A 21,714-nucleotide genomic window follows, 5' to 3' on the forward strand; every position below is an offset into this window, starting at 1 on the left:
CAAACAGACATCAACTAACATTTATCATCTTTTATCGTGAAAATATTTATTTTTGAAAAAAAACTTTATGAAGATTATTAGACGATTGATTTTTATTGGTTTAATGGTATTACTGGGCTGGATATTTGTAATTAATCTTTATGAGATTGATATTGTTCCTGTTAAAAATAAAGCTTATCAAAGAGAGCAAATAATGGAAATTGAGGAATCCAATTCTATCTTCGAACTTAAAAAAATTGCAAAATCAAAAGTACTTGTAATTCATAAAATTCATAAATCAAATCACGAAAAGTCTACAAAAGAATTATACTTATTGTTTGCAGTTATTACAATGATATTATTTTTATATATCACTCCAAAACCAAGCAAAACTCATAATTCATAACTCAAAACTAATTCTTAGATTTGTGCGCAACTAAAATAAATCTTCCTTTTAAAATGAAAAAAACCGCTTTATACGATAAACACGTTTCTCTGGGCGCTAAAATCGTTCCGTTTGCAGGATTCGAAATGCCTGTTCAGTATTCAGGAGTTACAGAAGAACATTTTGCTGTCCGCGAAAAAGCGGGAATTTTTGATGTCTCTCATATGGGACAGTTTTTCATCGAAGGTCCTTCTGCAAAAGCCTTGTTGCAGTTTGTGACTTCCAATAATGTGGATGCTCTGGAAAATGGAAAAGCGCAATATTCTTGCCTTCCGAATGAGACCGGCGGGATTGTAGATGATTTGATTGTTTATAAAATTGAAGATGAAAAATATTTCGTAGTAGTCAATGCTTCAAATATCGACAAGGACTGGAACCATATCGCCAAATACAATGAAAAATTCGGGGCAAAAATGACCAATGCTTCTGATGAGATGTCATTGATTGCCATTCAAGGCCCAAAAGCAACCGAAATTCTTCAGAAATTGACTGAGGCAGATTTGTCGTCAATTCCATATTATCATTTCACAATAGGTTCTGTGGCTGGTTTTTCGGATGTGATTATTTCGAACACAGGTTATACAGGAAGTGGCGGATTCGAAATCTATTTCAAAAATGAAAATGCTGAGCAACTTTGGGATGCGTTGACAGAAGCCGGAAAAGAATTTGGGATGATTCCTTGCGGATTGGCTTCCAGAGATACTTTGAGATTGGAGAAAGGCTTCTGCCTTTATGGAAATGATATTGATGATACAACGTCTCCACTTGAAGCTGGTTTGGGTTGGATTACAAAATTCGATAAAGATTTTGTGAACAAAACATTTCTGGAAAATCAAAAGGCTGAAGGTGTTTCCAGGAAATTAGTTGGTTTCGAAATGCAGGAAAAAGCCATTCCAAGACACGACTATGAAGTGATTGACGTGGAAGGAAATATCATCGGGAAAGTGACGTCCGGAACAATGTCGCCAATGAAAAAAATCGGGTTAGGTTTGGCTTATGTTGATAAACCGAATTTCAAATTAGGTTCAGAAATCTTCATCAGAATTAGGAATAAAGATATTCCTGCGAAGGTGGTAAAATTGCCTTTTGTTTAAGGATTAGGATTTAAAAATAAAAAAAGCGGCTGTTTTTGGTCGCTTTTTTTATTTCTGAGATTTTATTATAGTAAAAGTGAAGGTATTTTATTTGTATTTCTCAACAATTCCGGACAGGTAAGGTTTATATTTTTCGCTGACCGGGATTCTTTCATCACCAATCATTAAACTATTTTTTCCGACACTCTGAAGATACTGAAGCGAGATAATATGTGAGTTGTGAACCCGGATAAAATTCTCGAAATTGATTTTATCAACTATGGACTTCATGGTTTGATGGACAATAAACTTTCCTCCGGTAGTATAGATGACAATATAATCTTTGAGTGCACTGATTCTGACGATATCACTCATATTGATTTTGATGTTCTCATTATTGAAGCGAACGAATATGAACGCATTTTTCATTACATTGTCTTTTTCATGTAAGATTTGTGTATTATTATACATGTCAAAGCTTTTATAAGTAGCTTTCAAGAATCGTTCGAACGAAAAAGGTTTAAGGAGATAGTCTATGACATCCAGCTCAAAGCCTTGAACTGCACAATCATCATAAGCTGTTGTTATAACAACATCAGGAAGCTTTTTGGAACTTCTGAGAAATTCTATTCCGGAGATATTTGGAAGATTGATGTCAAGAAAAATAAGGTCTACAGTATTATTTTTCAAAGCCTGAACAGCTTCCTGAATATCATAGCAATTGGCCGAAAGATTTAGGAAGGGGATTCGGGAGATATATTCTTCGATGACGTGATGTGCCAGTACCTCATCATCTACAATTATGCAATTCATTGGTGTTGGTCTAATGTGAGTTTTAATTTGATTTCGTATTCTGAGTTATTATCGTTGATCTCAAGATGATATCTTCCGGGGTAAAGCAAGTCTAGCTTCATCTTTGTGTTTTTGATTCCGACATTGTTTTTTCGGTATTTTCATTTGATTTCCTATCATAAGAATTTTTTACAACAAAATACAAAACATTCATCTTTTAACTCAATCTTTATTATAGTGGCCACTATTTTCCAATATAAACTCCCGGTCAAATTGATTGTCTTTAACAATAGAAGCCTTGGCATGGTGAAACTCGAAATGGAGGTAGGCGGAATGCCTGATAACGAAACCGATATGATAAATCCTGATTTTGCTATGGTGGCCCACGCTATGGGATATCCGGGGAAAAACGTCCACAATCCGGAAGAAGTGGAGCAGGCTATCAAAGAATGTCTGGCGTACGACGGACCTTACCTTTTGAATATTTTTACCAACCCAAATGCCCTGGCGCTGCCTCCGAAGATTGAACTCCAACAAGTATTAGGGATGACTAAATCAATGGGACAGTTGATGCTAGGAGGAAAGCTTCAGGAAGCAATGGACACTGTGAAAAGTAATTATAAACATCTTAAAGATATTCTTTAAAAAGTCAGTACAGATCAGAAAGTCACACAAAGAGCAATATCTATGTGATATTGCTCTTTATTTTGATCCTTTACTGCTATTAATTTGTCAAAATAGGCTGGATATAATTATTTAATATTTAAAGAAATAGAAAAATTTCACACACATAGAACATACGACTTTATAATCCTTTAAATGGTTTTAATCTTCCTACCTTGCGGTAAGATTAAGAGAAATAGTCTGCATATTGCCGCTTCCTTCATATCTTTCAGCCCAGATTTCTAGATAATCATCTTTCTTCAGCTGAACGGTTCCGATAATAGGCAGTGCCAATATCCCGGACGTCGTAAAAAGACCGGTGGTACCTCTACCGTAGACTTTGGTTTCAGTAATGACAACACCATTCTTCGCAATATAAAGGATAATAGTCAAATCACTGTTACCTTGATAAGATACAGAGCCTGCGACCTGGAAATACCTTGGCTTGTTTCCTCTGTAGGTTATAATATTATCACCATCTCTTGTAAATCGGAACAGATTGTTAGAAGTAGTGGTTCCTGTAATTTTTCTACGCCCGGCAGTACCTGTCGTTGTAAATGTGGTCGTAAAACCGGTTCCTACCGCAGCCGATAAGTTGATATCCCCAGTAGCAGCATCATCACTTTCACGGGGTGTACCCGGAGCATCTACGGTCCAGGCATTACTGAAATAATAACCGGGATAGGCACCTGTCGTATAGCCTTTTATCACACCAGATGCTGCTGAAGTAGTACCAGAAAATACAGTACCCTGCAAAATGCCTGTACCCACGCTTAATGTGTTACTGCTGACATCCAAAGCGATATCGTTACCGTTAACGTTGCTGAAACCACTGGCTTTCTGAATGTGACCAAAAGTTCCTGTAAATGTTTCAAAAGTGCCGTTATTGCTGTCCGGCCAAGCCTGTGTATTAAGCAGTAGATTCCCAATGTTGGAATAGATAATACCGTTAGCATTATTAATAAAGTTGACAATATTACCAAAATAAAGACCATAGCCGGAGATGTTTCCCACACTTATGCTGGTATTCTGTACAATGGTGTTCTGAATTAAAAGCGAGGTGTTGGAAGAAGCGCCAGGGCCTGTCATATCAAAAGCTCTTGCACCGGTTATAGTGATATTTCTGATACTACCACCGGTATTACCTCTGAATACAGTGCCTCCTGGAAACGACAGAACATCCTCATTGGCATCAAGCCCCGAAACGTAGGCATCATTAAGATTAATCGGAAAAGCTAAAGCGATAGTGCCGTTAATCTCATAATACTTATTGCTGTCCAAAAGGTAACTGCTACCACCGCCAGCGGCCAGTTCAGGTGCTAAATCTGCTGCTGATTTGACAATTTTAAAATTATCTCTTTTGCTGCTGAGGTCGTTGGCAAGTTTTAGCCAGGAATTGTTTGCTGTATTGTAATAAAAAAATGCCTTCTCTGTGGTGTCAAAAACCAAAAGACTTTCTGCCGGATTGCTGATCGAATTACGTTCTAAGGTAGTCATCCGTGGTATAAGAACACCTCTTTGTGTGTTACCTGATTGGATTTCCAGTGCTGCAGATGGATGTGGATTAGCAGTGTTAACGCCGATTTGTGCGTAGGCGGATGCCATCGATAGTAATAGAACGAAAAAAGTAAATAATCGCATAATCAATGATAAAAATTAAATAATGGTATCGTTAAAAAGTTTCAATTTCAATTTTCAGATATACTGTGTAGTGAATAGTATTAATTTTTTACAAAACTAAAGCTATGATTATTAAAGAATTATGATCTGGATCATACACCTTGCCGTCATTACTGAAATCTGGAATAAAATTTTATGGCAAATAATTAATAGAAGAAAGATCAGGTTATCCGAAGAAAGTAGAAGCCAAAGTAAAGGTTTGCATCTGGGAACTTATCGATTTAAATTAAAATATGAAGATTTGTATCTGACGTTCACCAGTTTTGACAATCAATATTAATTAATTATTTCAAGTTTACAATTCAAAAATAGGTTACTGTTAAAATAGGATGAAGAAAAACGGTTATAAATTCATTGATATTTAAAATAGAATTACAGGTCAGGTAATATAGCAGTAATAGCTTAGCACAAAATCTATAAAAGAAATGAAAAGACTATTACTTATTTGCATGATGCTGATTTACGGTTTAATTTCAGCGCAGGAATTATTTCCTTATCTGCAGGCACCTTCGCCTTCATCTATTTATGTTAACTGGAAGACCGCATCAAACCCCGAATCTGTCGTTGAATATGGTTCCTCTCCAAATCAGTTGTCATTGACAAAAACAGGAACGAATAAAGTTATGTCAGATACGGGCTATCCAGCCAATTATTTTTACCACTCTGTAAAGATCGACGGTTTGGATGCCAATACAAAATACTATTATCGGATAAAGACAGGAAACAGTGTTTCCCAGGTGTATTCATTTAAAACCCTTCCTTTGCCTGGGCAGGCTGCTACAGCTGATGGACACATAAGGTTTTTGGTTCTTGGAGATAATCAGATGAAAAATGTGCCGCGTTTTGATTCATTGGTATCTGCAGCTAAAAGGCAGATTGCCAGAAAATGGGGCTATGACAAAGATCCTGCTGACAATATAGCAATGACGATTATGGTTGGGGATCAAGTGGATGTTGGAACCCTGGATCATTATGAGAATGTCCATTTCTCCAAGAATAAGGAACTGTCAGGTTTTTTACCCATCCAGACACTGGTCGGCAATCACGAAACTTATGGTACATTAGGAATGCAGGCTTATTACGATCATTACATTCTCGACGATGTTAGTTATAAAGGGATTTCATCAGGATCAGAAGCCTATTACGCAAGACAGGTTGGTAATGCTTTATTTTTAGCATTTGATACAGAGCATCCATCCAATGATCAAATCGCCTGGCTTGACAAAATCCTGCCTTTAGCTAATCAGGACAGTACTGTTGAATGGATTATTTCTTTAGGACACAGACCTTACCAGGCAGAACAATATGTTGGTGATATCTCTACCTGGATCAGAAATACAGTGATGCCCATTCTTAATACCAGTTCAAAACATATCCTTCATATAGGCGCCCATCACCATTTATATCATAGAGGACAGCTGAAAAACTTCCCGTCTTACCAGATCATTTCAGGCGGTGTTGCTTGGGATCAATACTGGGGTATGGCATCCGAACAGGATTTTGATGATGTTCAGAAAACTATCTCCAACTGGATTTACCAGATCGTTGATATTGATACGGTTAAAAAAACATTCGAAGTCGAAGCCTATTCCATTGGCAGTATATTCGAGTGGAAAGACAATGAGTTGATGGACAGTTTCCATCACGTTAAAAATAAACCTGCACCTGAAAAACCTTCGATACTAAATAACTATGCCGGTCAGGAAATGGAACTTCCCATCACTGTTGAAAGTTCGTCTTACCAATCGACTTCGGATGAGCTGTTGAATTCCACAGAATTTCTTTTTTCAAAAACCCAGGATTTTAGTATTATCGAAAAAGATATTTACAGAGATTTCGAAAATCTCTACGGGCCGGTAGGTAACAGAACGGATATCTCAAAAGACTTGAATGCAGGCGTTGATATTACAAAGGCGACAATTCCTTCAGGAGGATTGACCAACGGAAAGTATTATGTAAAAGTCCGCTATAGGGACAGGAATCTTCAGTGGTCGGACTGGAGTGACATAAAATCTTTCAAGATCATTAACAGTACAGTACTGAATACCCAGATTGTCCCGGATGCTATAGAATATGAGCAGAATAAACCGATAAAGATCAGTTTTACAGATACACCCGGTGGTGCGAAAGACTGGATCGGTCTCTATAAAAAAGGACAGAATCCGGGATCGGCGACACCATCGCAAACCTGGAAATATACCAATGGTCAGGTAAGCGGCAGCATGACTTTTACTTCCGGATTACCCAATAAAGGACAATATTATGCAGCAATAATGATTAATGATGGCTATACGGAAATTGCAGACAGAAAACCTTTTTATGTTGGTCCATCAGTAAGCTTATCTACAGATCAGAATACATATCCGGTAGCAGGAACCATAAAGCTTACTTATAGCAATGCTCCAGCATTGTCTAAGGATTGGGTGGGAGTTTATAAAGTGGGAACTACACCAAGCGCTGTGACTTCTCCTAAATGGGCTTATGTAACAGGTGCGAATGGCACATACACATTTAACGGATTGCCAAAAGGTTACTATTACGCGCAATATTTCCTTGAAGATGGCTATACAGCGATAGGTAATAAAATTTTCTTCCAGATAGGAGATGATATTACTCAGCTGATGATCAATAAAACCATTTACAACCTTAATGAAAATATCATTGCAACATGGACAGACTCTCCGGGGATAGTGAAAGACTGGTTGGGAATCTATCATAAAAATGATAATCCAAATGTAGATCCCTTGGTGAGCTATACTTATTTTAATGGTACAGCAAATGGTACGACGGAGATTCCTGACGACAAGCTGCCGACGGAACCAGGAAGCTATTTTATCGTGATGTTTACAGACGATTCTTATAATGAAGTTTCGAACAGGGTAGAGTTTGAAGTCGTAGGAGAAACCCTAGGAATCAATGACAATTCCTCAGAAAACGGAATCCAGGTTTATCCAAACCCCGTTAATAGCGGTGACAGAACTTACATCAAAGCTAAATATCCTATTGATAAGATTGATGTATATGATATGACAGGAAGTTTATTCTACACTTCAAAAAATATCAACAATAATTCAACATCCATCATCAATCAGAGTTTGCCAAAAGGGGTTTATATTTTAAAAATCTTCTCAAACAAGCTTTACACTGTAAAAATGATTGTTAAATAGATCAACACCAACTTCCATATTTTTAAAATATCCCAGTGCTTGCATTGGGATATTGTTTTATTGATAAAGTAAAAGCCCATTATATGGGCTCTTTATGTCATTATTAAGAGGTCTACATCAATTTCCTATTTGCAGATAATGTTAACAATCATAACGTTAGAAGATAAAAAGTGCAGTTTTTTAATAAAGCAAATGTTGTGAAGCAGATTGAATACAATAAAAAAGTCGGAAGATGTACTTCCGACTAATATAGGTTTTCTAAACCTGTTAAACGCTTGAAATTATGATATTTAATTTTTATTCTTTGATAAGTTTAAACGATTCATCTTTTCCTTCAGATTTAACTCTTAACAGGTAATTCCCGGCCTTCAGATCACCGACATTAATTTGCTTGGAATCCTTACTAAACGTTTTAAGTAACTGGCCTGTCATCGAAAATAGTTCTATACTCTTAACTGCTAGATCTGTACCAATATTCACTACATTTTTTGCAGGATTAGGATATATTTTGACAGTATTATGTTTAGCTATATCATTCACATCAAGTGCTGAAGTATCAACGACGGAAACGTTGTCAATATCAATTCCTCTTGCCCAGTTGGATGTTCCTTCAAAAGCGATCAGGTAATTTGTAGATTTATTCGGAAGAGGGATACTTACATCAATCCAAGTGGAATTTTCTGTGACGTAAGAACTTCCGATTTGAGTCCAAGCATCACCTGGATTAGCCTTATAATAGACTCTTAGTTCATCCACATCACCAAACCAGTTGACATTCGCTAAACTGAATTTTAGCTCCGGTGTTGTCAACGCAGAAATATTAAAAGGAGGCATTACCAATTTAGCTTTGTTTCCTGCGGTTGTCGTTCTGAATTCTGCCATTCTCGGAGCAGATCTAGGAGTAATACTGCTGTTACCGTTAGCAGTTACGTAAGTCCATACAGACGAACCTCCGCCAGAAACAGCTTCGTTAAGCCAACAAGAAGGAATGGTTGTAGCATCAAAGTTTTGTACATATGGGAATGTAGCAATTACTTCACAAGTTGTTGTGAAAGATTGCACTGCTGACCAGGCACTGAAGCCCGTTTCACCACAATTTGACCTAATATAAAACTGATAGGCTGTGGAAGGGGTAGGAAGTGAAAGTGTAGCAGACGCAGTGTTTGATGTAATAACTGTTCCAGTACCTTGAGTAAAGCCTGCTGGTCCGTACTCAATCTGATACGTTGCTCCTGCCGTACTTGAAGGAGTCCAGCTTATGTTGGCGGAATTTGAAGTTACACCACTCACTGATATCGTTGACGGAACATCACAGGAAGGTATTGCTCCGTTAAAAACGTCATCTATATCAAAATAAAATTGATCTGTAGTCGTAGAATAAAAGCCTACATAAATGGTTTGCCCCACATATTCGGACAGATTATACGAATATTTATAAAAGGTAGCTCCACTTGCAGGTGCAACAGATGCTGCCAAAGTTTTTGTAAAGGCATCCGCTGTAGGCGTAGTAGTTGAAATTTTAACACTGATTGTCTCAGGATATAAAGGATCTCTGCTTCTTGCATAAAAAGAAAGAAAGTCGCTTACTCCAGCAGTCACAGTAATGGCCGGCGTAACTAAATAATCATTGTGAGCGGTAGAACTGTAACCTATTGAGACTGTATTAGTACCACTATAGGCTGAAATATTTCCGCCAGTATAATTTACAATAGCCCAAGTATTTGTATCGCCGCCATTTAGAGCCGTCCAGCCGGCGGGAAGTGTCGCTGAAGCATCAAAATTTTGAAGAAATTGCGCAGTTGCAATTGAAGGGATTGCAAGCAACGCCAACAGTAATTTTTTTACCATAATATTTATTTTTTTTTAAATTCTTGGTTAAAATACAAATATTCTATCATTTAAACAAAAATAAATTATTATAATTGATATTTATTTGTATTTTTATCTATTAATGTTATTATTCTGTTAATGAATTCGATTAATGATAGCTTTCACAACAAGCTGTGCGGATAAAATTGTGCATTCAGTTATAGAATTATATTATTCTGACATTGTATGCGATTATCTTTTTACAAAAGGTACTAAATAAGTTAAGATGACATATAAAAAAATCTGAACATATAAGCCCAGATTAATTATTTGTTTATAAAGAGTTTTAAAAAGTTCTAATAAAACTTTCTAATTTTCGTGATCTATTGTGATACTAACGTTAAACAAAAACGCTGTAAACATTGATGTTTACAGCGTTTTAGCTTATTTTGGTTTCTAACCTGGCGGAGAGTGAGGGATTTTGTGCCCATTCCTCATCGCTTTATTGATAAGATTTTCGCTGTAGCATCTCTGTGGATGGCCTTAAATAGGACATTTGCAAAAAAATGGTAAAATCCTAATTTAAATTTTACGTAGTAAAACTAAAAATTTCTGCTCAAATCTGCAAGTAAAAAGACCAAAATTTGAACAAGTTTTTTAAAGTTCAAATCAAAAATTTAATCCTTCTCTTTCGCCTGAAATTTCTCAACTGAAATATTTCTAAAAGAAAACGAAGAAAAAAAATTTTAAAAAAGAAACAAAGAAAGCCTTTTGAAAATGAGCGTGGCATTCTGTCAAGATTTTTCAGAAAAAGTTTTGCGTAGATTTTATACGTAAAAACTTTTTCTGAAAATCCGGAGGACTTGACCTTGACAGAATTTAGCAGTTGGACTGGGAAGCGAATTATCTTTGGCTTCTATTTTTTTATTTTAATTTGTAGTTTTCAATATCCTTTCTGTTTGGTTTAAGTTTCAGAAAGGATTTATTCAGAGATTTATGAGGAGTTAATATTTTTTGTGACACGGGTTTGGTTTTTATTGATGTTTATCTAATTTGTTTTTTAAATTCTTCTTTACTTGGAAGTATAGCTTTGTATTCTTTCGCAAAAATGGTCTTATTATTTTCCAGAAGTGTAAATTCTATAACTGTTTTGTTCTCCTCTTTACAGAGAATGATTCCTATTGTAGGATTTCCATCCTTCGTCTTTATCTTTCTATCATAATAATTTACATACATCTGCATCTGTCCAATATCTTGGTGGGTTAGTCTTCCAATTTTTAAATCTAATAGAACAAAACATTTGATCAACCGATTATAGAAAACCATCCACAAAAAAGCTGTCACCGTCAAAAGCAAATCGCCGTTGCCTGCCTTCAAAAAGGAAACCTTTACCTAATTCTAATATAAAATGCTCCAGCTTATTGATGATTTCTGTTTCCAAATCACTTTCGGAATAGCGACTATCTTCTTTCAAATCCAGAATTCCAAAACATAATGACTTTTTAGAACGTCAGTTGGCTTTTCTATAATTTGCCCTTTTTGAGCTAATTGTTTCACACCTTCTTTATCCATGCTAAGAGCTAATCTTTCATAAATTGCAGAATTATATTGTCTGGCCAGTTCTCTTACGCTCCAATTGTTTTGAGAAGCTTCTATTTCATAAAAGTTTCTCATCTTCATTTTCAATTTTAAGTAATTGTACATAATGAGTCCACGATAATGTAAATGGTAAATTACGAGACGGCGTTTCATCATTTAAATTTTCTGCTGAAAGAGGCTGTCCCAAAAGTGAGACGGCCTCTTTTCTAAATTCCCAGTCATCGATTGGGAATTCTGTCTTGAAATGTTAAATAAAATTTTCTGAAATATGATGGAATACTAGATAGTTGCTTGTAAGTACCTACTAATTGCTGCCGGGTCCATTTCTTTTCAATTCTCTTTCGATTTCGTTGACTTCCGGCAGTGGCAAGTTATAACTGTTATTCATTGATTGCATTATCCGCTCATCATTGATATCATTTACTTTGTTAACGAAGAGACTATTACTTTCCGTCAGGAATTTCAGAAACTGGTTATAATAATTGTCTTTGCCTATCAGCGGTGGATTAAAAGTCGCTCTTTTGTCATCGTTCACAATAATATCATGGAAATCGGTATTCATTAAAACGGTCTGGAAGAACGATTCCGCTGGAAGCAGGGTGTGGAGATAATAGTCTTCAAAGTCCATCACCTTCTCATTGTTGATCAGGAAGGAACAGGTATCACGGCTAAAGATAAACCATTTGCCGCCTATATAAGGAATAACATTCCTCATAAAGTCTCTCTTGTATATCAGTGAGGATATCTTGTGACTGAGTTCCGTAAAATGATTCTGGATCCTTTGCAATGTGTCAGGTCTGTAAAACTTCTGGTCATAGTAGAAAATATAGTTTCTCCCTACATTGGCCGTCAGGAACTGCCTGATAATGTCTTGGGATCGTAAGGGAAGGTCCTCTCCGCTGAGGTTGATCAGGTAATCCCAATCCTTACTGGCATTAAGTAAAAATTCCATGGCGTTAAGCTCCGCCTGGATCATGCTGAAGCCACCTGACACGATATTTGTGCTTTCCAGAATGTAGACATTCGGATATTGGACGACATAATTCTGGATGGCTTCTGTTATTTCGGAGCTCGCCTTACGGTCAATATGGATCAGGTAGAACTGATCGCGGGTATATATTTTTTCAATCAAGGTTTTAAAAGCCTCAGGTCGTTGGTGTACCATGATGAAATAAGCGATACGAACCTGTGTTGAAGAATGCTCTTCAGAAGTTTGAGGCAAGGTCTGTGGTATTGTTGATGGAATCTGCATGTTTACGGAATTTTTGATCATCCGCACTGTGCAAATAATTCTTATGTGCACGTAATGTACGAATAAAATAATGATAATCAACTATTTATATTTTTTAATTTTAAGCAATATTGATCTACATTTGCAAAGTATTCATAAAGAAAGGTTCCTGCCTTCGCTTAACCGGTCCAATGACACCGATCGGTCTTGCTTCTACAGTTCCCCCGTTTATAGATCCGATTTTTTAATGATATTGCGAATCACGATTCCTTTGATCCTAAAAAATGAACAATATTGCCGGTATAGATGTTTAAATATCTTACACTTAGTATCAAAAGCCACGCAAAGCATGATTAGTCGAAGCGAAAGTTTCCCCTCTTATCAACATTTATAACAAAAATGAAATCTGTAAAGTGTACAGATCCCATTATATTAATTTTTAATTTTATTACAATGCAAAAAGGCACCGTAAAATTTTTCAACGAAGCGAAAGGCTTCGGTTTCATCGCACCATCAGAAGGTGGCGCAGATATCTTTGTACATACTTCAGGACTTGAGTCAAGAGGCATCCGTGAGAACGACGAGGTTGTTTTCAACGTACAGAAGGGAGATAGAGGTTTAAGCGCTATCAACGTTAAACTGGCATAATCTGATCGATATAGTAACTTATTATATTAATTGTATTACTGGCCTCCCGCATATTGCGAGAGGCTATTTATCTTTTTACGGAAATCATACTGCTGCCATTGAACTATTAAATCAGAAAATATATGCGTATCATCAATAATTACGAAGAATATAAGTCATTGGAGGGCGTCATAGTAGGCAGTTCGCCCTGGCATACGATTGACCAAAAGCAGATCGATCTGTTTGCAGATGCCACCCTGGATCACCAGTGGATCCATGTGGATAACGACAGGGCATCTAATGAAAGTCCTTATGGATCAACAATAGCTCACGGATATCTTACGCTTGCGCTGATCCCTTATTTGTGGAAGCAGATCGCGTTAGTACAGAATGTAAGCCTCGAAATCAATTACGGGATTGAAGACCTGAGATTCGGTATGCCTGTAAAGGTCAATTCCGAAGTCTCTTTGCAGGCAACTGTCAGATCGGTGAATGACCTCCGGGGAATGGTCAAGGTTATTGTCGGTGCAAGACTCGTCATTAAAGATGAATCGAAACCTGCCTACACCGGCAATGTGGTGTTTCTTTATCAATTCAGATAGAAACTCTCAGGTCTTTGTATTAGAACTCTTTAGATAAAAGTTTTATCAGAGTATTGATCATTTATCTTATTAGTATGATAGCGAACTGTAGTACTATACACATAATTAAATTGCATTCTTCTTTATGAATCAACACAAATATTTACGGTATTGGACGATTGTTGTGCCGGTTTTATCTTGGCTCTTCTACTTTGGGAGCTTCATTTTTTCATCAGGCTATTATTCGATCCTGCTAACGGCATTGTTACTGGGAAGCGTTCTCACGGCAGTCTATCACTCCGAAGTACTTGCACATCGGCTCGGTGAACCGTTTGGTACTCTTCTTCTTGCGTTTGCTATTACGGTCATTGAGGTGGGACTGATCATTTCCATTATGCTGGGAGCAGAAGGGCTGGAGACCATTACCCTGGCAAGGGATACTGTTTTTGCGGCAGTAATGCTGATTCTCAACGGAATTATCGGTATCTGTATTGTTATCGGATCAATAAGATACAGGGAGCAGACCTTTACTCTGAAAGGTGTAAGCACGGCTCTGATCACTCTTACAGCGGTGGTCGTGTTCGTTCTGATTTTGCCTAATTACACGGTAAGTCATGGAGGAGGCGAGTATACCTCTTTTCAGCTTTTATTTATAGCATTGCTATGTCTGGCATTGTATCTCGGATTTACGATGGTGCAGACGATCAGGCACCGCAGTTTTTTTATATCGCCAAGTGACAAAGCGAAGGAAAAAACTGTGGAATATAAGGCTAAGATCAAAGTTTCCGGAAAGACGATGTATATCAGCAGTTTCATGTTGATCGTCAGCCTGGGGGTGGTTGTTCTGATGGCTAAGCTTCTCTCGAAGGATGTTGAATATCTGGTGGTGGCCGTTGGTGCTCCAAAATCCGCAGTTGGGGTTATAATTGCGGGAGTGGTGTTGCTCCCGGAAGCGCTTGCAGCAATCAGGGCAGCCAGAAATGACCGGATACAGACCTCGCTGAACCTGGCATTCGGTTCTGCTTTGGCGAGTATCGGACTGAGCATTCCCGCCATTGCGGTCATATCGGTGATCAGCGGGATCCGGATGACATTGGGAATCGACATCAAATCAACCGTTTTGCTGGGATTATCGTTATTCATCATCACCATTTCACTGGCCACCGGAAAGACCAATATCATGCAGGGATTTGTGCTTCTCGGTATATTTTTGATCTACCTTTTTGTTACGATCGTCCCGTAATTCTATTTTAAAAGCTGGTCGCCAAAAAAGATTCTTATGCTGCAGATCATAAAATAAAGATGGGATAATGTCTACATTCATCAACAGTAAATATAATAGTATGATTGACGAGAAATGTTTGCGATCGCACGGCGCCGTGCTCAGAATATTTAACAGAGATACCTTTCTTTTTAATAAAGGAAGTGAGTTGGAGTATCATTTCCAGATTGTCAGTGGTCTGGCCAAGTTTGTCAGGGAGGACCAGGAAGGTCATCGAATCACCTGTCAGATCTTAGGTAGTGGTGATGCCAATTACCTCATATTGGCTGGATTACCACTTCCTTTTGACATGGTGGCCATTACAGACTGCACGGTCCTGATGATGCCGAAAGATGACTTTCTGTCGATGATAATGTCTGAGGAAGGAATGCTGAGGCATATCATGAAGTATATTTCCGAGCTGATGTATATTCAAATGGAAAGAAATCGCAAAGAGTTCAATAAAAGCCCCTCGGACAGAATCACAGAGCTCTTTCAGTTTCTTAAATATGAAGAGACAGATCAGGAAATTTTTTCCTTTGAAATCAATTTGAATGTTCATGAAATCGCTGAGATATCCGGAATCAGTTTGGAAATATGCATTGACACTCTGAAAAAGATGAAGGAACATGGATCTGTTAAAATACTGAATGCTCGAATACTCTTCTGAGCAGACCGTAAAAACGATCTATTCTGACGACTGGTATTATTTAAAGATTAAGCAGGTCCTATGAAACTATGAACCCGGGCCAAAAGATCATCCAGATCAAAAGGTTTGGAAATAAATGCATCAGGTTGACATTTCTTCTCAATTTCGAACGTTTTTGCATGTGCACTCATCATAAGAACAGGAGCCTCAATAGGATTACTTTTTAGAGTATTGCACACATCGATGCCGGACCCGTCAGGAAGCCTGACATCCAAAATAAAAAGATCTACCCTATCGGTTGAATACAATCTGTTGAAATCGCTTATAGCTGCAGCTTCTATGATATTGTAACCCTCAATACTGAAAAAGACATTCAGTAGGTCGCGGATGCTATCCTCATCTTCTAATATAAATATTGTCTTCATAATTTTGGAACTTTACGCAACGGACTATTTATATGAGCCAGATAAAAATGGCATGCTGCGGAATGGGTTATGCAAATACTATGCGACAAATATTTATTTTATATATAATTTTAGTAACGGTGGAAATGAAAGGAATTTTACGTAGCGTTTTTAACGTCTTTGTTTAAAGATAATATTATGTAAGAATTATAATGCTTACGTTAAGTCAACAGATCTTTTGTGATGGATTACTCTAATTAATATCTATTGACATCAAAGCATGATTACTGCTCAATCTTGCTAATTTTCTAACCATGTTAATATGCCTGAAGCTTGAAATATAATCTTTCAGCAGTAAAGCTAGATCAACAAGCACCTTGAGTTTTAGGTATTTTTTTTAACGACATCCACCAGGTGATCAATGTCAAAAGGTTTTTCAATATAGTCATCAGCTTTGCATTGTTCTGCTTTTTTAGCTAATTCGGGCGAGGTGGAAGTTAGTACAGCTGATAAGTCTTCAGTGGTAGGATCTGACTTTAATTCCTCAATCACCTCTGTTCCTCTTTTATCTCCTTTGATAAATTCATCAACAATAACAACATCAGGATTGATATCGTCAATCTTATCAATGGGATCGGTGTTTAATGATGGTGTTACATCATATCCTTCATTGCTCAAGATGTGATCCATAATTTCCAATATCTGTTCATCATCCTGGATAAGCACCACTTTTTTCTCCATAAGTCACTAATTTTTACGTAAATATATGAAAAAAAATGATCTAAATCAGCGTCCTTAAATATGTCCGTCACACTATAGAAGTGAAATGCCAGTATTAATTTATTAGGTTTATTTAACTACTTAATTAATTAAGTATTTAATATTCACGTTGTCTTCAGATAATGTTAAAATAACTGTTCAATCTTGGAATTTATGTACTATACTTAATGATGTAACTTGGATGCGCAAAAATTTGCGATAAAATGAGCTATATTCGTTAAACCAATCTTGATTATATTGTTTTATATGAAAGTTATATAAAAATATACAAATGGAGTATTTTTAAGTAGTAACTTTGATAGTATGAATTTGGGAATCAGATTTAAATTTAATTACAAAGAGAAAAATTGCACTACTTGTCTTAAATGGCGCCGTTTGGCTTTTTGTGACTTTGACGAGCATATCTTCAAACACTTTTATAGATGATTTGGTTCGATTGAATCAAATTAAACAGGAATTCCAAAGATCATCTTTATCAAGTATTTTTTATAGTTGAAGTTTCTGTCAACCTAAAAAATTGATATCTCTAATTAATCAAAACAAAGTCTTGCCATCACATAACTGATGGTGGATTCTGCACCTTGGTTTAGGTTTACGTTTTTTTCTTCGAGCCCGTCGTAACAGCCACCTGTAGCAGGATTGTAAATAATTTGATTCAAATGATTTTTTCCCAAAAACCAGTTAAAGGAATTCTTCATCATTTGCAGATACTTTTCATCTTTAAAAGTTTTATAAAATGAAGATAAAGCCAGAACGGTGTAGGCAACATCAATAGGTTGCTCTCCACCAATGGCTGGTGATACATTTTCAGTATTTTCTTTTTGCAGCCAGCCTTTATTGGAAATCACATTTATGCTGTCATCAATCATAATTTTAGACATTAAAAACTGGAAAGACTCTTCAGCAATATGCTTGTAAAGTTCATCCTTAGTAGAAATCCACGCACACAGTAAAGCTTCCGGCAATACGCTGTTTCCGTAGGTCAGATAATTCTCAAACCAATGCCAATCGTCTTTTGCTTCATGTTGATACATTTTCACCAGACGATTTGCTAGTTCTTTTAATAAAGGAAGGTTGTTTTCTGAGTTTTGATAATACAATCCTTTAATAATAAAAGCCATTGCTCTTGTAGAATGAATTTTTTCTGCCCAGACAAGATTTTTCTGAATGATTTTTTCCGCATTCTCAGACAATTCCTGTGGCAAAATTTCTTTTAATGAAATCAAATAACCTAAAGCCCAGATTGCTCTTCCATTGGAGTCATCCAGATTAGTTTCATAGTTTTGATTAGTGAATTGTTTTTGTTCATTTACATAGTTCAGGAAACTCCCGTCTTTATGCTGGCAAAATTTAATAAAGTTTAAATAAATTAAAATCAATTGCAAATCTGCTTTGTTTCTACTGCTTTGAAAATGCATGCAAATAGCGATCATCGCCCGTGAATTATCATCCAGCGTATATCCTGAATTGATATCCGGTTTGCTTATCTTTGAAAACTGAATCATCCCAAAATCGGTTGTCATATTTTGAATATGCCCAAGATTGATTTCCGGCAGAGTATAACTAAGTTCTGTTTTATTATTTCTTAGTTTCTGAAATAACAAAGCGTGTAAGATAGATGAATTTTCCCACGCTGTCGGAGCCATTTTTTCCAATGATTTCTGACGTAGCTCCTCTCGTTTGCTTTCATTTTCTAATAATGTGTTTACCGCAACAGCCAACTGCTCCGGAGATTCAAAATCGATAATAATTCCTGTATCTTCCTTTAAAACTTCCAAAGCATGTGGAATTGGAGTAGAAACAATGGCACATCCGCTGCTGATTGCATAGGAAAATGTACCGCTTACTGCCTGGTTTCTGTCTTTTGAAGTGAAAAGATAAACATCGGTAAGCTGAAGATATTCTAGTAATTCCGGGAGTGGAAGATAATCATTGATAAAGCGGATGTTGTTTTCCAGATGAAGGGTACAGGTAAGGTCTTCCAAAAAGTCACGATATTTTTCGCCTTCATGCCTTACTAATGCAGGATGTGTTTTGCCTAAAATTAAAAAAATAACATCAGGATTTTTAGAAATGATTTCCGGTAAGGCTTTCATTGTCGTTTCAATATTTTTTCCGGAACCTAATAATCCGAAAGTGGAAAGAACTTTTTTATTTTTAAGATGATACTTTTCTTTCAAAGTAATTTTGTCTACGAAGGGCAAAAGGTGTGTTCCGTGAGGGATTACCGTAATTTTATCAGGATAAATGTCATAAGTGTTCAAAAGAATGTCCGCTGAAATACTTGTCATTACGATAATAGATTTTGCATAATCTGCGATTTCTTTCACTTTTTCCTTCAGCTCTTTATCAGGGTTTGGCAAAACAGTGTGAAAGGTGATGATAATATCTTTTTTTAAGTTCTTGAGAAAAAGTAACAAACCATTTTGGGTTTCATTAAAAAATCCGAATTCGTGCTGAAGCATCACTAACTCAATAGCATCATTTTTGTTGATTTTTGCGGCTAATTCCAAGTAGGAAACGGCGTCCGAGATATTTAATTTATACTCGGTAAATTCTTGATATTCATAATTTTCCTCTTCTGTTTCCATCGGACAAATGGTTAATTTGAAAGATTCTCCGAACTTTGCCTGAAGAGATTTTATGAGATCTTGGGTATAAGTGGCGATTCCGCATACCTTTGGAGGAAAAGTACTTACAAAGACAATCTCTTTTTTATCGTAGGTTTTGTGTTTTATACCATTATAAGATTGTCTAATTGCTTTGTCCTCCACGTCTGAATTAATATTTTTATTCATTTTATTTTCATTTTCAAATTTGATAATCTGATGATTATCTTTAAACCGCAAACATCATCAGTTCTTTTAATAATTTTGAAATACTGAGTGATGCAACAGCTATCCTTTCGTCTGCAGCCCCATAATAAATATAGAGTGAGTCATTTTCTATAATGGTTCCTGTCGGGAAACATACATTGTTAACCTCACCCTTGAGTTCCCATTCTTTTTCGGGTTTGAAAAGCGGATAAGGAAGTCTGGAAATTTCTTTTTCCGGATTTTCAAGGTTCAGTAAAGCTGCACAAGCGTTGTAAACATAACCGTTAATGGTGTCATAAACACCGTGATAAATCATCAACCAGCCGTATTCTGTTTCTATTGGCGGACATCCACCTCCGATATAACTTGATTCGTGATCGTATTTTGGAGATAAAAGAACATGGTCTTTAAAATGTGAAAAGTAATCCTGCCAGAAATCAGAATTCAAGTCTTCAATATTTTTTATGCTGACAATCTGAATTTCAGGCCTTATTCTGTGAAGGAAATAAAATTTATCGTTTATTTTTCTTGGGAAAAAAATCAGATTTTTATCCCACAAAAAAACAGGATCGCTGTGAGGATGATTGGTTTGAAATTCGTTGTATCTTCTATATTTATCTGGGATTAAATCCTCTGATTCTGATAAAAGCTTAAACTCTTCATAAGAAATTTTTGGAACAATAATTTCCTTATTTTTCCAGGATTTGAGATCTTTTGAGATCTTTAAGGTTCCTAAAGCATTAATGCCGTCATAACTGGTGTAAGTAAGATAAAATAAATCATCTATTTTTACAATTCGAGGATCTTCTACACCGTGTTTTTCGTATTCAGATTCAGGAATAATGATGGGTGAATCTGACCGTTTTTCTACCGTAAGCGGATCTAATAATATACAATGACCGACAGTTGAAAAATTACCTTTAGCAACAGCGCGGTAAAATAAATGTATTTTGCCATTTTCCTTAATAACAGCAGGATTCAGAACTCCTTCGTTTTCAAAATTTAAGTCGGTTTTTCGGAGTATAATTCCTTCTTTTTTTATTTCTACCATTTAGGTTGTTGCGTTGCGACTTTCATTTTCTTTATCTTTCCTTTTGTTTTGTTTGTCTTCCCGCTTCTCTTTTAGTGATTTGGCAGCAGGTGTTTTATCTGTTTTTTTCTTTGTATCCTTTTCTTTTGCCATTTTAAAATATTTTTATTGTATGTAAAGGTCATCTATTAATAAAAGAAAGGTTTGTAATAGTCTTTCAATTTGTTACATAAATCATAGGTATTAAAATTTAAAGGACTAACTTTGAAAGGGTGGCTGTCAACATATGGATTGACAAACTCGAAATACGGTAAGGATTATGAAGTTATATATAAAATATATGGTAAGCCTGCGCTGCAAAATGGTGGTTCATCAGGAGCTTGAAAAACTGAATATCAGAAATGCCGTAGTAGATTTAGGACTTGTAGAAATATTGGATGATATTATGGATGAACATCGACAATTGTTAAAAGAAAATCTCCTCAAAACCGGACTTGAGTTATTGGATGATAAAAAAAGCATTCTGATCGAAAAAATAAAAAATGCAGTCACAGAAATGATCCATTATTCCGAATCTCTTCCTAAAGAAAATTTCTCAGATTACATCAGTGAAAAGCTTGGCTACGATTACACTTACCTTGCCAATACATTTTCTGAAGTGAAAGGAATGACTTTACAGCATTTTATCATTATCAATAAAGTGGAAAGGGTAAAAGAGCTCCTTTTGTATGATGAACTCAATCTTACTGAAATCTCTTATAAACTCAATTATAGCAGTGTTGCGCATCTTTCCAACCAGTTTAAAAAAATAACAGGACTTTCTCCTTCTTTCTACAAGCAACTGAAGCAAAAACGGTTGAAAAATTTAGAAGACTTATAAAAAAGTGTGATATATGTAAATTTATTATTGAAATGTGTAGCGAGATAAGATTAAAATAAATCACCTTTGGATTGTAATAATTCTGTTACACAAAAATTCGAATTATGAATACAAATCACAATAAAGCTCATGAGACATTTAAAATTACAGGAGATTGGAAAGAACAATCAAAATAGTTAAAAGAAAAGTTTTCACAACTTAAAGATTCAGATTTGGTGCTTGAAAAAGGAAAAGAAAATGAATTCTTA

At 36.1% G+C, this 21,714-nt stretch carries 19 protein-coding genes and 1 pseudogene; 9 read left to right on the top strand and 11 right to left on the bottom strand.

The window, feature by feature from the left end:
* Positions 1 to 67: 67 nt before the first annotated feature.
* Positions 68 to 385, top strand: a complete 318-nt coding sequence (locus BXY58_RS11570) for a hypothetical protein (RefSeq protein WP_120214028.1) — start codon at positions 68 to 70, stop codon at positions 383 to 385.
* Positions 386 to 438: 53 nt separating this feature from the next.
* A complete protein-coding gene (gene gcvT, locus BXY58_RS11575; protein WP_120214029.1) occupies positions 439 to 1,518 on the top strand; it encodes a glycine cleavage system aminomethyltransferase GcvT in 1,080 nt (359 codons plus the stop codon).
* An 87-nt stretch (positions 1,519 to 1,605) separates the two neighbouring features.
* Here the strand turns inward: gcvT and BXY58_RS11580 are convergent, their stop codons facing one another.
* Positions 1,606 to 2,310, bottom strand: a complete 705-nt coding sequence (locus BXY58_RS11580) for a LytR/AlgR family response regulator transcription factor (protein ID WP_120214030.1) — start codon at positions 2,308 to 2,310, stop codon at positions 1,606 to 1,608.
* A gap of 105 nt (positions 2,311 to 2,415) precedes the next feature.
* Here BXY58_RS11580 and BXY58_RS11585 point away from each other — a divergent pair, with 105 nt between their 5' ends.
* Positions 2,416 to 2,934: a thiamine pyrophosphate-dependent enzyme gene (locus BXY58_RS11585; RefSeq protein WP_262891356.1), complete on the top strand. Its 519-nt coding sequence runs from the start codon at positions 2,416 to 2,418 to the stop codon at positions 2,932 to 2,934.
* Positions 2,935 to 3,123: 189 nt separating this feature from the next.
* Here the strand turns inward: BXY58_RS11585 and BXY58_RS11590 are convergent, their stop codons facing one another.
* A complete protein-coding gene (locus BXY58_RS11590; protein ID WP_147366843.1) occupies positions 3,124 to 4,593 on the bottom strand; it encodes a hypothetical protein in 1,470 nt (489 codons plus the stop codon).
* Positions 4,594 to 5,057: 464 nt separating this feature from the next.
* Here BXY58_RS11590 and BXY58_RS11600 point away from each other — a divergent pair, with 464 nt between their 5' ends.
* On the top strand, positions 5,058 to 7,799 hold the full coding sequence (locus tag BXY58_RS11600; RefSeq protein ID WP_120214033.1) for a fibronectin type III domain-containing protein: 2,742 nt from the start codon (positions 5,058 to 5,060) through the stop codon (positions 7,797 to 7,799).
* 297 nt (positions 7,800 to 8,096) lie between these two features.
* On the opposite strand, the gene BXY58_RS11605 is transcribed toward BXY58_RS11600, so the two are convergent.
* The 4 genes and pseudogenes from BXY58_RS11605 to BXY58_RS11615 all read right to left on the bottom strand — a co-directional run bounded on the left by BXY58_RS11605 (position 8,097) and on the right by BXY58_RS11615 (position 12,459).
* Complete coding sequence (locus BXY58_RS11605) at positions 8,097 to 9,647, bottom strand: T9SS-dependent choice-of-anchor J family protein (protein ID WP_120214034.1); 1,551 nt, start codon at positions 9,645 to 9,647, stop codon at positions 8,097 to 8,099.
* A 1,005-nt stretch (positions 9,648 to 10,652) separates the two neighbouring features.
* A pseudogene (locus tag BXY58_RS16935) lies at positions 10,653 to 11,082 on the bottom strand (PDDEXK nuclease domain-containing protein).
* Positions 11,079 to 11,282, bottom strand: coding sequence for a hypothetical protein (locus BXY58_RS17045; protein ID WP_221408295.1), 204 nt, complete (start codon positions 11,280 to 11,282; stop codon positions 11,079 to 11,081). The pseudogene BXY58_RS16935 and the gene BXY58_RS17045 overlap by 4 nt, the downstream one beginning before the upstream one ends.
* Positions 11,283 to 11,511: 229 nt before the next feature.
* Positions 11,512 to 12,459: a beta-1,6-N-acetylglucosaminyltransferase gene (locus BXY58_RS11615; RefSeq protein ID WP_120214185.1), complete on the bottom strand. Its 948-nt coding sequence runs from the start codon at positions 12,457 to 12,459 to the stop codon at positions 11,512 to 11,514.
* A gap of 432 nt (positions 12,460 to 12,891) precedes the next feature.
* On the opposite strand from BXY58_RS11615, the gene BXY58_RS11620 reads away from it, so the two are divergent.
* From BXY58_RS11620 to BXY58_RS11635, 4 genes are all read left to right on the top strand, one after another.
* Positions 12,892 to 13,086 carry a cold-shock protein gene (locus BXY58_RS11620; RefSeq protein WP_027378543.1) on the top strand — a complete coding sequence of 65 codons (195 nt, stop codon included), beginning with the start codon at positions 12,892 to 12,894 and terminating at the stop codon, positions 13,084 to 13,086.
* 122 nt (positions 13,087 to 13,208) lie between these two features.
* Complete coding sequence (locus tag BXY58_RS11625; protein ID WP_120214035.1) at positions 13,209 to 13,667, top strand: MaoC family dehydratase; 459 nt, start codon at positions 13,209 to 13,211, stop codon at positions 13,665 to 13,667.
* A gap of 124 nt (positions 13,668 to 13,791) precedes the next feature.
* Positions 13,792 to 14,889: a calcium:cation antiporter gene (locus BXY58_RS11630; protein WP_120214036.1), complete on the top strand. Its 1,098-nt coding sequence runs from the start codon at positions 13,792 to 13,794 to the stop codon at positions 14,887 to 14,889.
* A 67-nt stretch (positions 14,890 to 14,956) separates the two neighbouring features.
* The gene (locus BXY58_RS11635) at positions 14,957 to 15,577 is read left to right on the top strand and encodes a Crp/Fnr family transcriptional regulator (protein WP_120214037.1); all 621 of its coding nucleotides are present in this window, start codon (positions 14,957 to 14,959) and stop codon (positions 15,575 to 15,577) included.
* A gap of 47 nt (positions 15,578 to 15,624) precedes the next feature.
* On the opposite strand, the gene BXY58_RS11640 is transcribed toward BXY58_RS11635, so the two are convergent.
* The 5 genes from BXY58_RS11640 to BXY58_RS17155 form a co-directional block, all read right to left on the bottom strand.
* Positions 15,625 to 15,981 carry a response regulator transcription factor gene (locus tag BXY58_RS11640; RefSeq protein ID WP_120214038.1) on the bottom strand — a complete coding sequence of 119 codons (357 nt, stop codon included), beginning with the start codon at positions 15,979 to 15,981 and terminating at the stop codon, positions 15,625 to 15,627.
* A gap of 363 nt (positions 15,982 to 16,344) precedes the next feature.
* Positions 16,345 to 16,701 (bottom strand): response regulator, encoded by a 357-nt coding sequence (locus BXY58_RS11645; protein ID WP_120214039.1) that lies wholly within the window; start codon positions 16,699 to 16,701, stop codon positions 16,345 to 16,347.
* 569 nt (positions 16,702 to 17,270) lie between these two features.
* Entirely contained in the window at positions 17,271 to 19,538 is a 2,268-nt protein-coding gene (locus BXY58_RS11650; RefSeq protein ID WP_229728447.1) for a glycosyltransferase, read from the bottom strand.
* Positions 19,539 to 19,578: 40 nt separating this feature from the next.
* Complete coding sequence (locus BXY58_RS11655; RefSeq protein WP_120214040.1) at positions 19,579 to 20,607, bottom strand: glycoside hydrolase family 130 protein; 1,029 nt, start codon at positions 20,605 to 20,607, stop codon at positions 19,579 to 19,581.
* The gene (locus BXY58_RS17155) at positions 20,608 to 20,739 is read right to left on the bottom strand and encodes a hypothetical protein (protein ID WP_262494428.1); all 132 of its coding nucleotides are present in this window, start codon (positions 20,737 to 20,739) and stop codon (positions 20,608 to 20,610) included.
* Positions 20,740 to 20,905: 166 nt separating this feature from the next.
* On the opposite strand from BXY58_RS17155, the gene BXY58_RS11660 reads away from it, so the two are divergent.
* Positions 20,906 to 21,466, top strand: a complete 561-nt coding sequence (locus BXY58_RS11660) for a helix-turn-helix domain-containing protein (protein ID WP_221408296.1) — start codon at positions 20,906 to 20,908, stop codon at positions 21,464 to 21,466.
* Positions 21,467 to 21,714: the final 248 nt, after the last annotated feature.

Origin of the sequence: Epilithonimonas arachidiradicis (assembly GCF_003610695.1) — a bacterium.
GTDB lineage: Bacteria > Bacteroidota > Bacteroidia > Flavobacteriales > Weeksellaceae > Epilithonimonas > Epilithonimonas arachidiradicis.

Excerpts from the sequence above, each read along its gene's own strand:
- BXY58_RS11570 (WP_120214028.1), top strand. The coding sequence starts at position 68 with ATGAAGATTATTAGACGATTGATTTTTATTGGTTTAATGGTATTACTG.
- gcvT (WP_120214029.1), top strand. The coding sequence starts at position 439 with ATGAAAAAAACCGCTTTATACGATAAACACGTTTCTCTGGGCGCTAAA.
- BXY58_RS11580 (WP_120214030.1), bottom strand. The coding sequence starts at position 2,310 with ATGAATTGCATAATTGTAGATGATGAGGTACTGGCACATCACGTCATC.
- BXY58_RS11590 (WP_147366843.1), bottom strand. The coding sequence starts at position 4,593 with ATGCGATTATTTACTTTTTTCGTTCTATTACTATCGATGGCATCCGCC.
- BXY58_RS11600 (WP_120214033.1), top strand. The coding sequence starts at position 5,058 with ATGAAAAGACTATTACTTATTTGCATGATGCTGATTTACGGTTTAATT.
- BXY58_RS11605 (WP_120214034.1), bottom strand. The coding sequence starts at position 9,647 with ATGGTAAAAAAATTACTGTTGGCGTTGCTTGCAATCCCTTCAATTGCA.
- BXY58_RS17045 (WP_221408295.1), bottom strand. The coding sequence starts at position 11,282 with ATGAGAAACTTTTATGAAATAGAAGCTTCTCAAAACAATTGGAGCGTA.
- BXY58_RS11615 (WP_120214185.1), bottom strand. The coding sequence starts at position 12,459 with ATGCAGATTCCATCAACAATACCACAGACCTTGCCTCAAACTTCTGAA.
- BXY58_RS11620 (WP_027378543.1), top strand. The coding sequence starts at position 12,892 with ATGCAAAAAGGCACCGTAAAATTTTTCAACGAAGCGAAAGGCTTCGGT.
- BXY58_RS11625 (WP_120214035.1), top strand. The coding sequence starts at position 13,209 with ATGCGTATCATCAATAATTACGAAGAATATAAGTCATTGGAGGGCGTC.
- BXY58_RS11630 (WP_120214036.1), top strand. The coding sequence starts at position 13,792 with ATGAATCAACACAAATATTTACGGTATTGGACGATTGTTGTGCCGGTT.
- BXY58_RS11635 (WP_120214037.1), top strand. The coding sequence starts at position 14,957 with ATGTCTACATTCATCAACAGTAAATATAATAGTATGATTGACGAGAAA.
- BXY58_RS11640 (WP_120214038.1), bottom strand. The coding sequence starts at position 15,981 with ATGAAGACAATATTTATATTAGAAGATGAGGATAGCATCCGCGACCTA.
- BXY58_RS11645 (WP_120214039.1), bottom strand. The coding sequence starts at position 16,701 with ATGGAGAAAAAAGTGGTGCTTATCCAGGATGATGAACAGATATTGGAA.
- BXY58_RS11650 (WP_229728447.1), bottom strand. The coding sequence starts at position 19,538 with ATGAATAAAAATATTAATTCAGACGTGGAGGACAAAGCAATTAGACAA.
- BXY58_RS11655 (WP_120214040.1), bottom strand. The coding sequence starts at position 20,607 with ATGGTAGAAATAAAAAAAGAAGGAATTATACTCCGAAAAACCGACTTA.
- BXY58_RS17155 (WP_262494428.1), bottom strand. The coding sequence starts at position 20,739 with ATGGCAAAAGAAAAGGATACAAAGAAAAAAACAGATAAAACACCTGCT.
- BXY58_RS11660 (WP_221408296.1), top strand. The coding sequence starts at position 20,906 with ATGAAGTTATATATAAAATATATGGTAAGCCTGCGCTGCAAAATGGTG.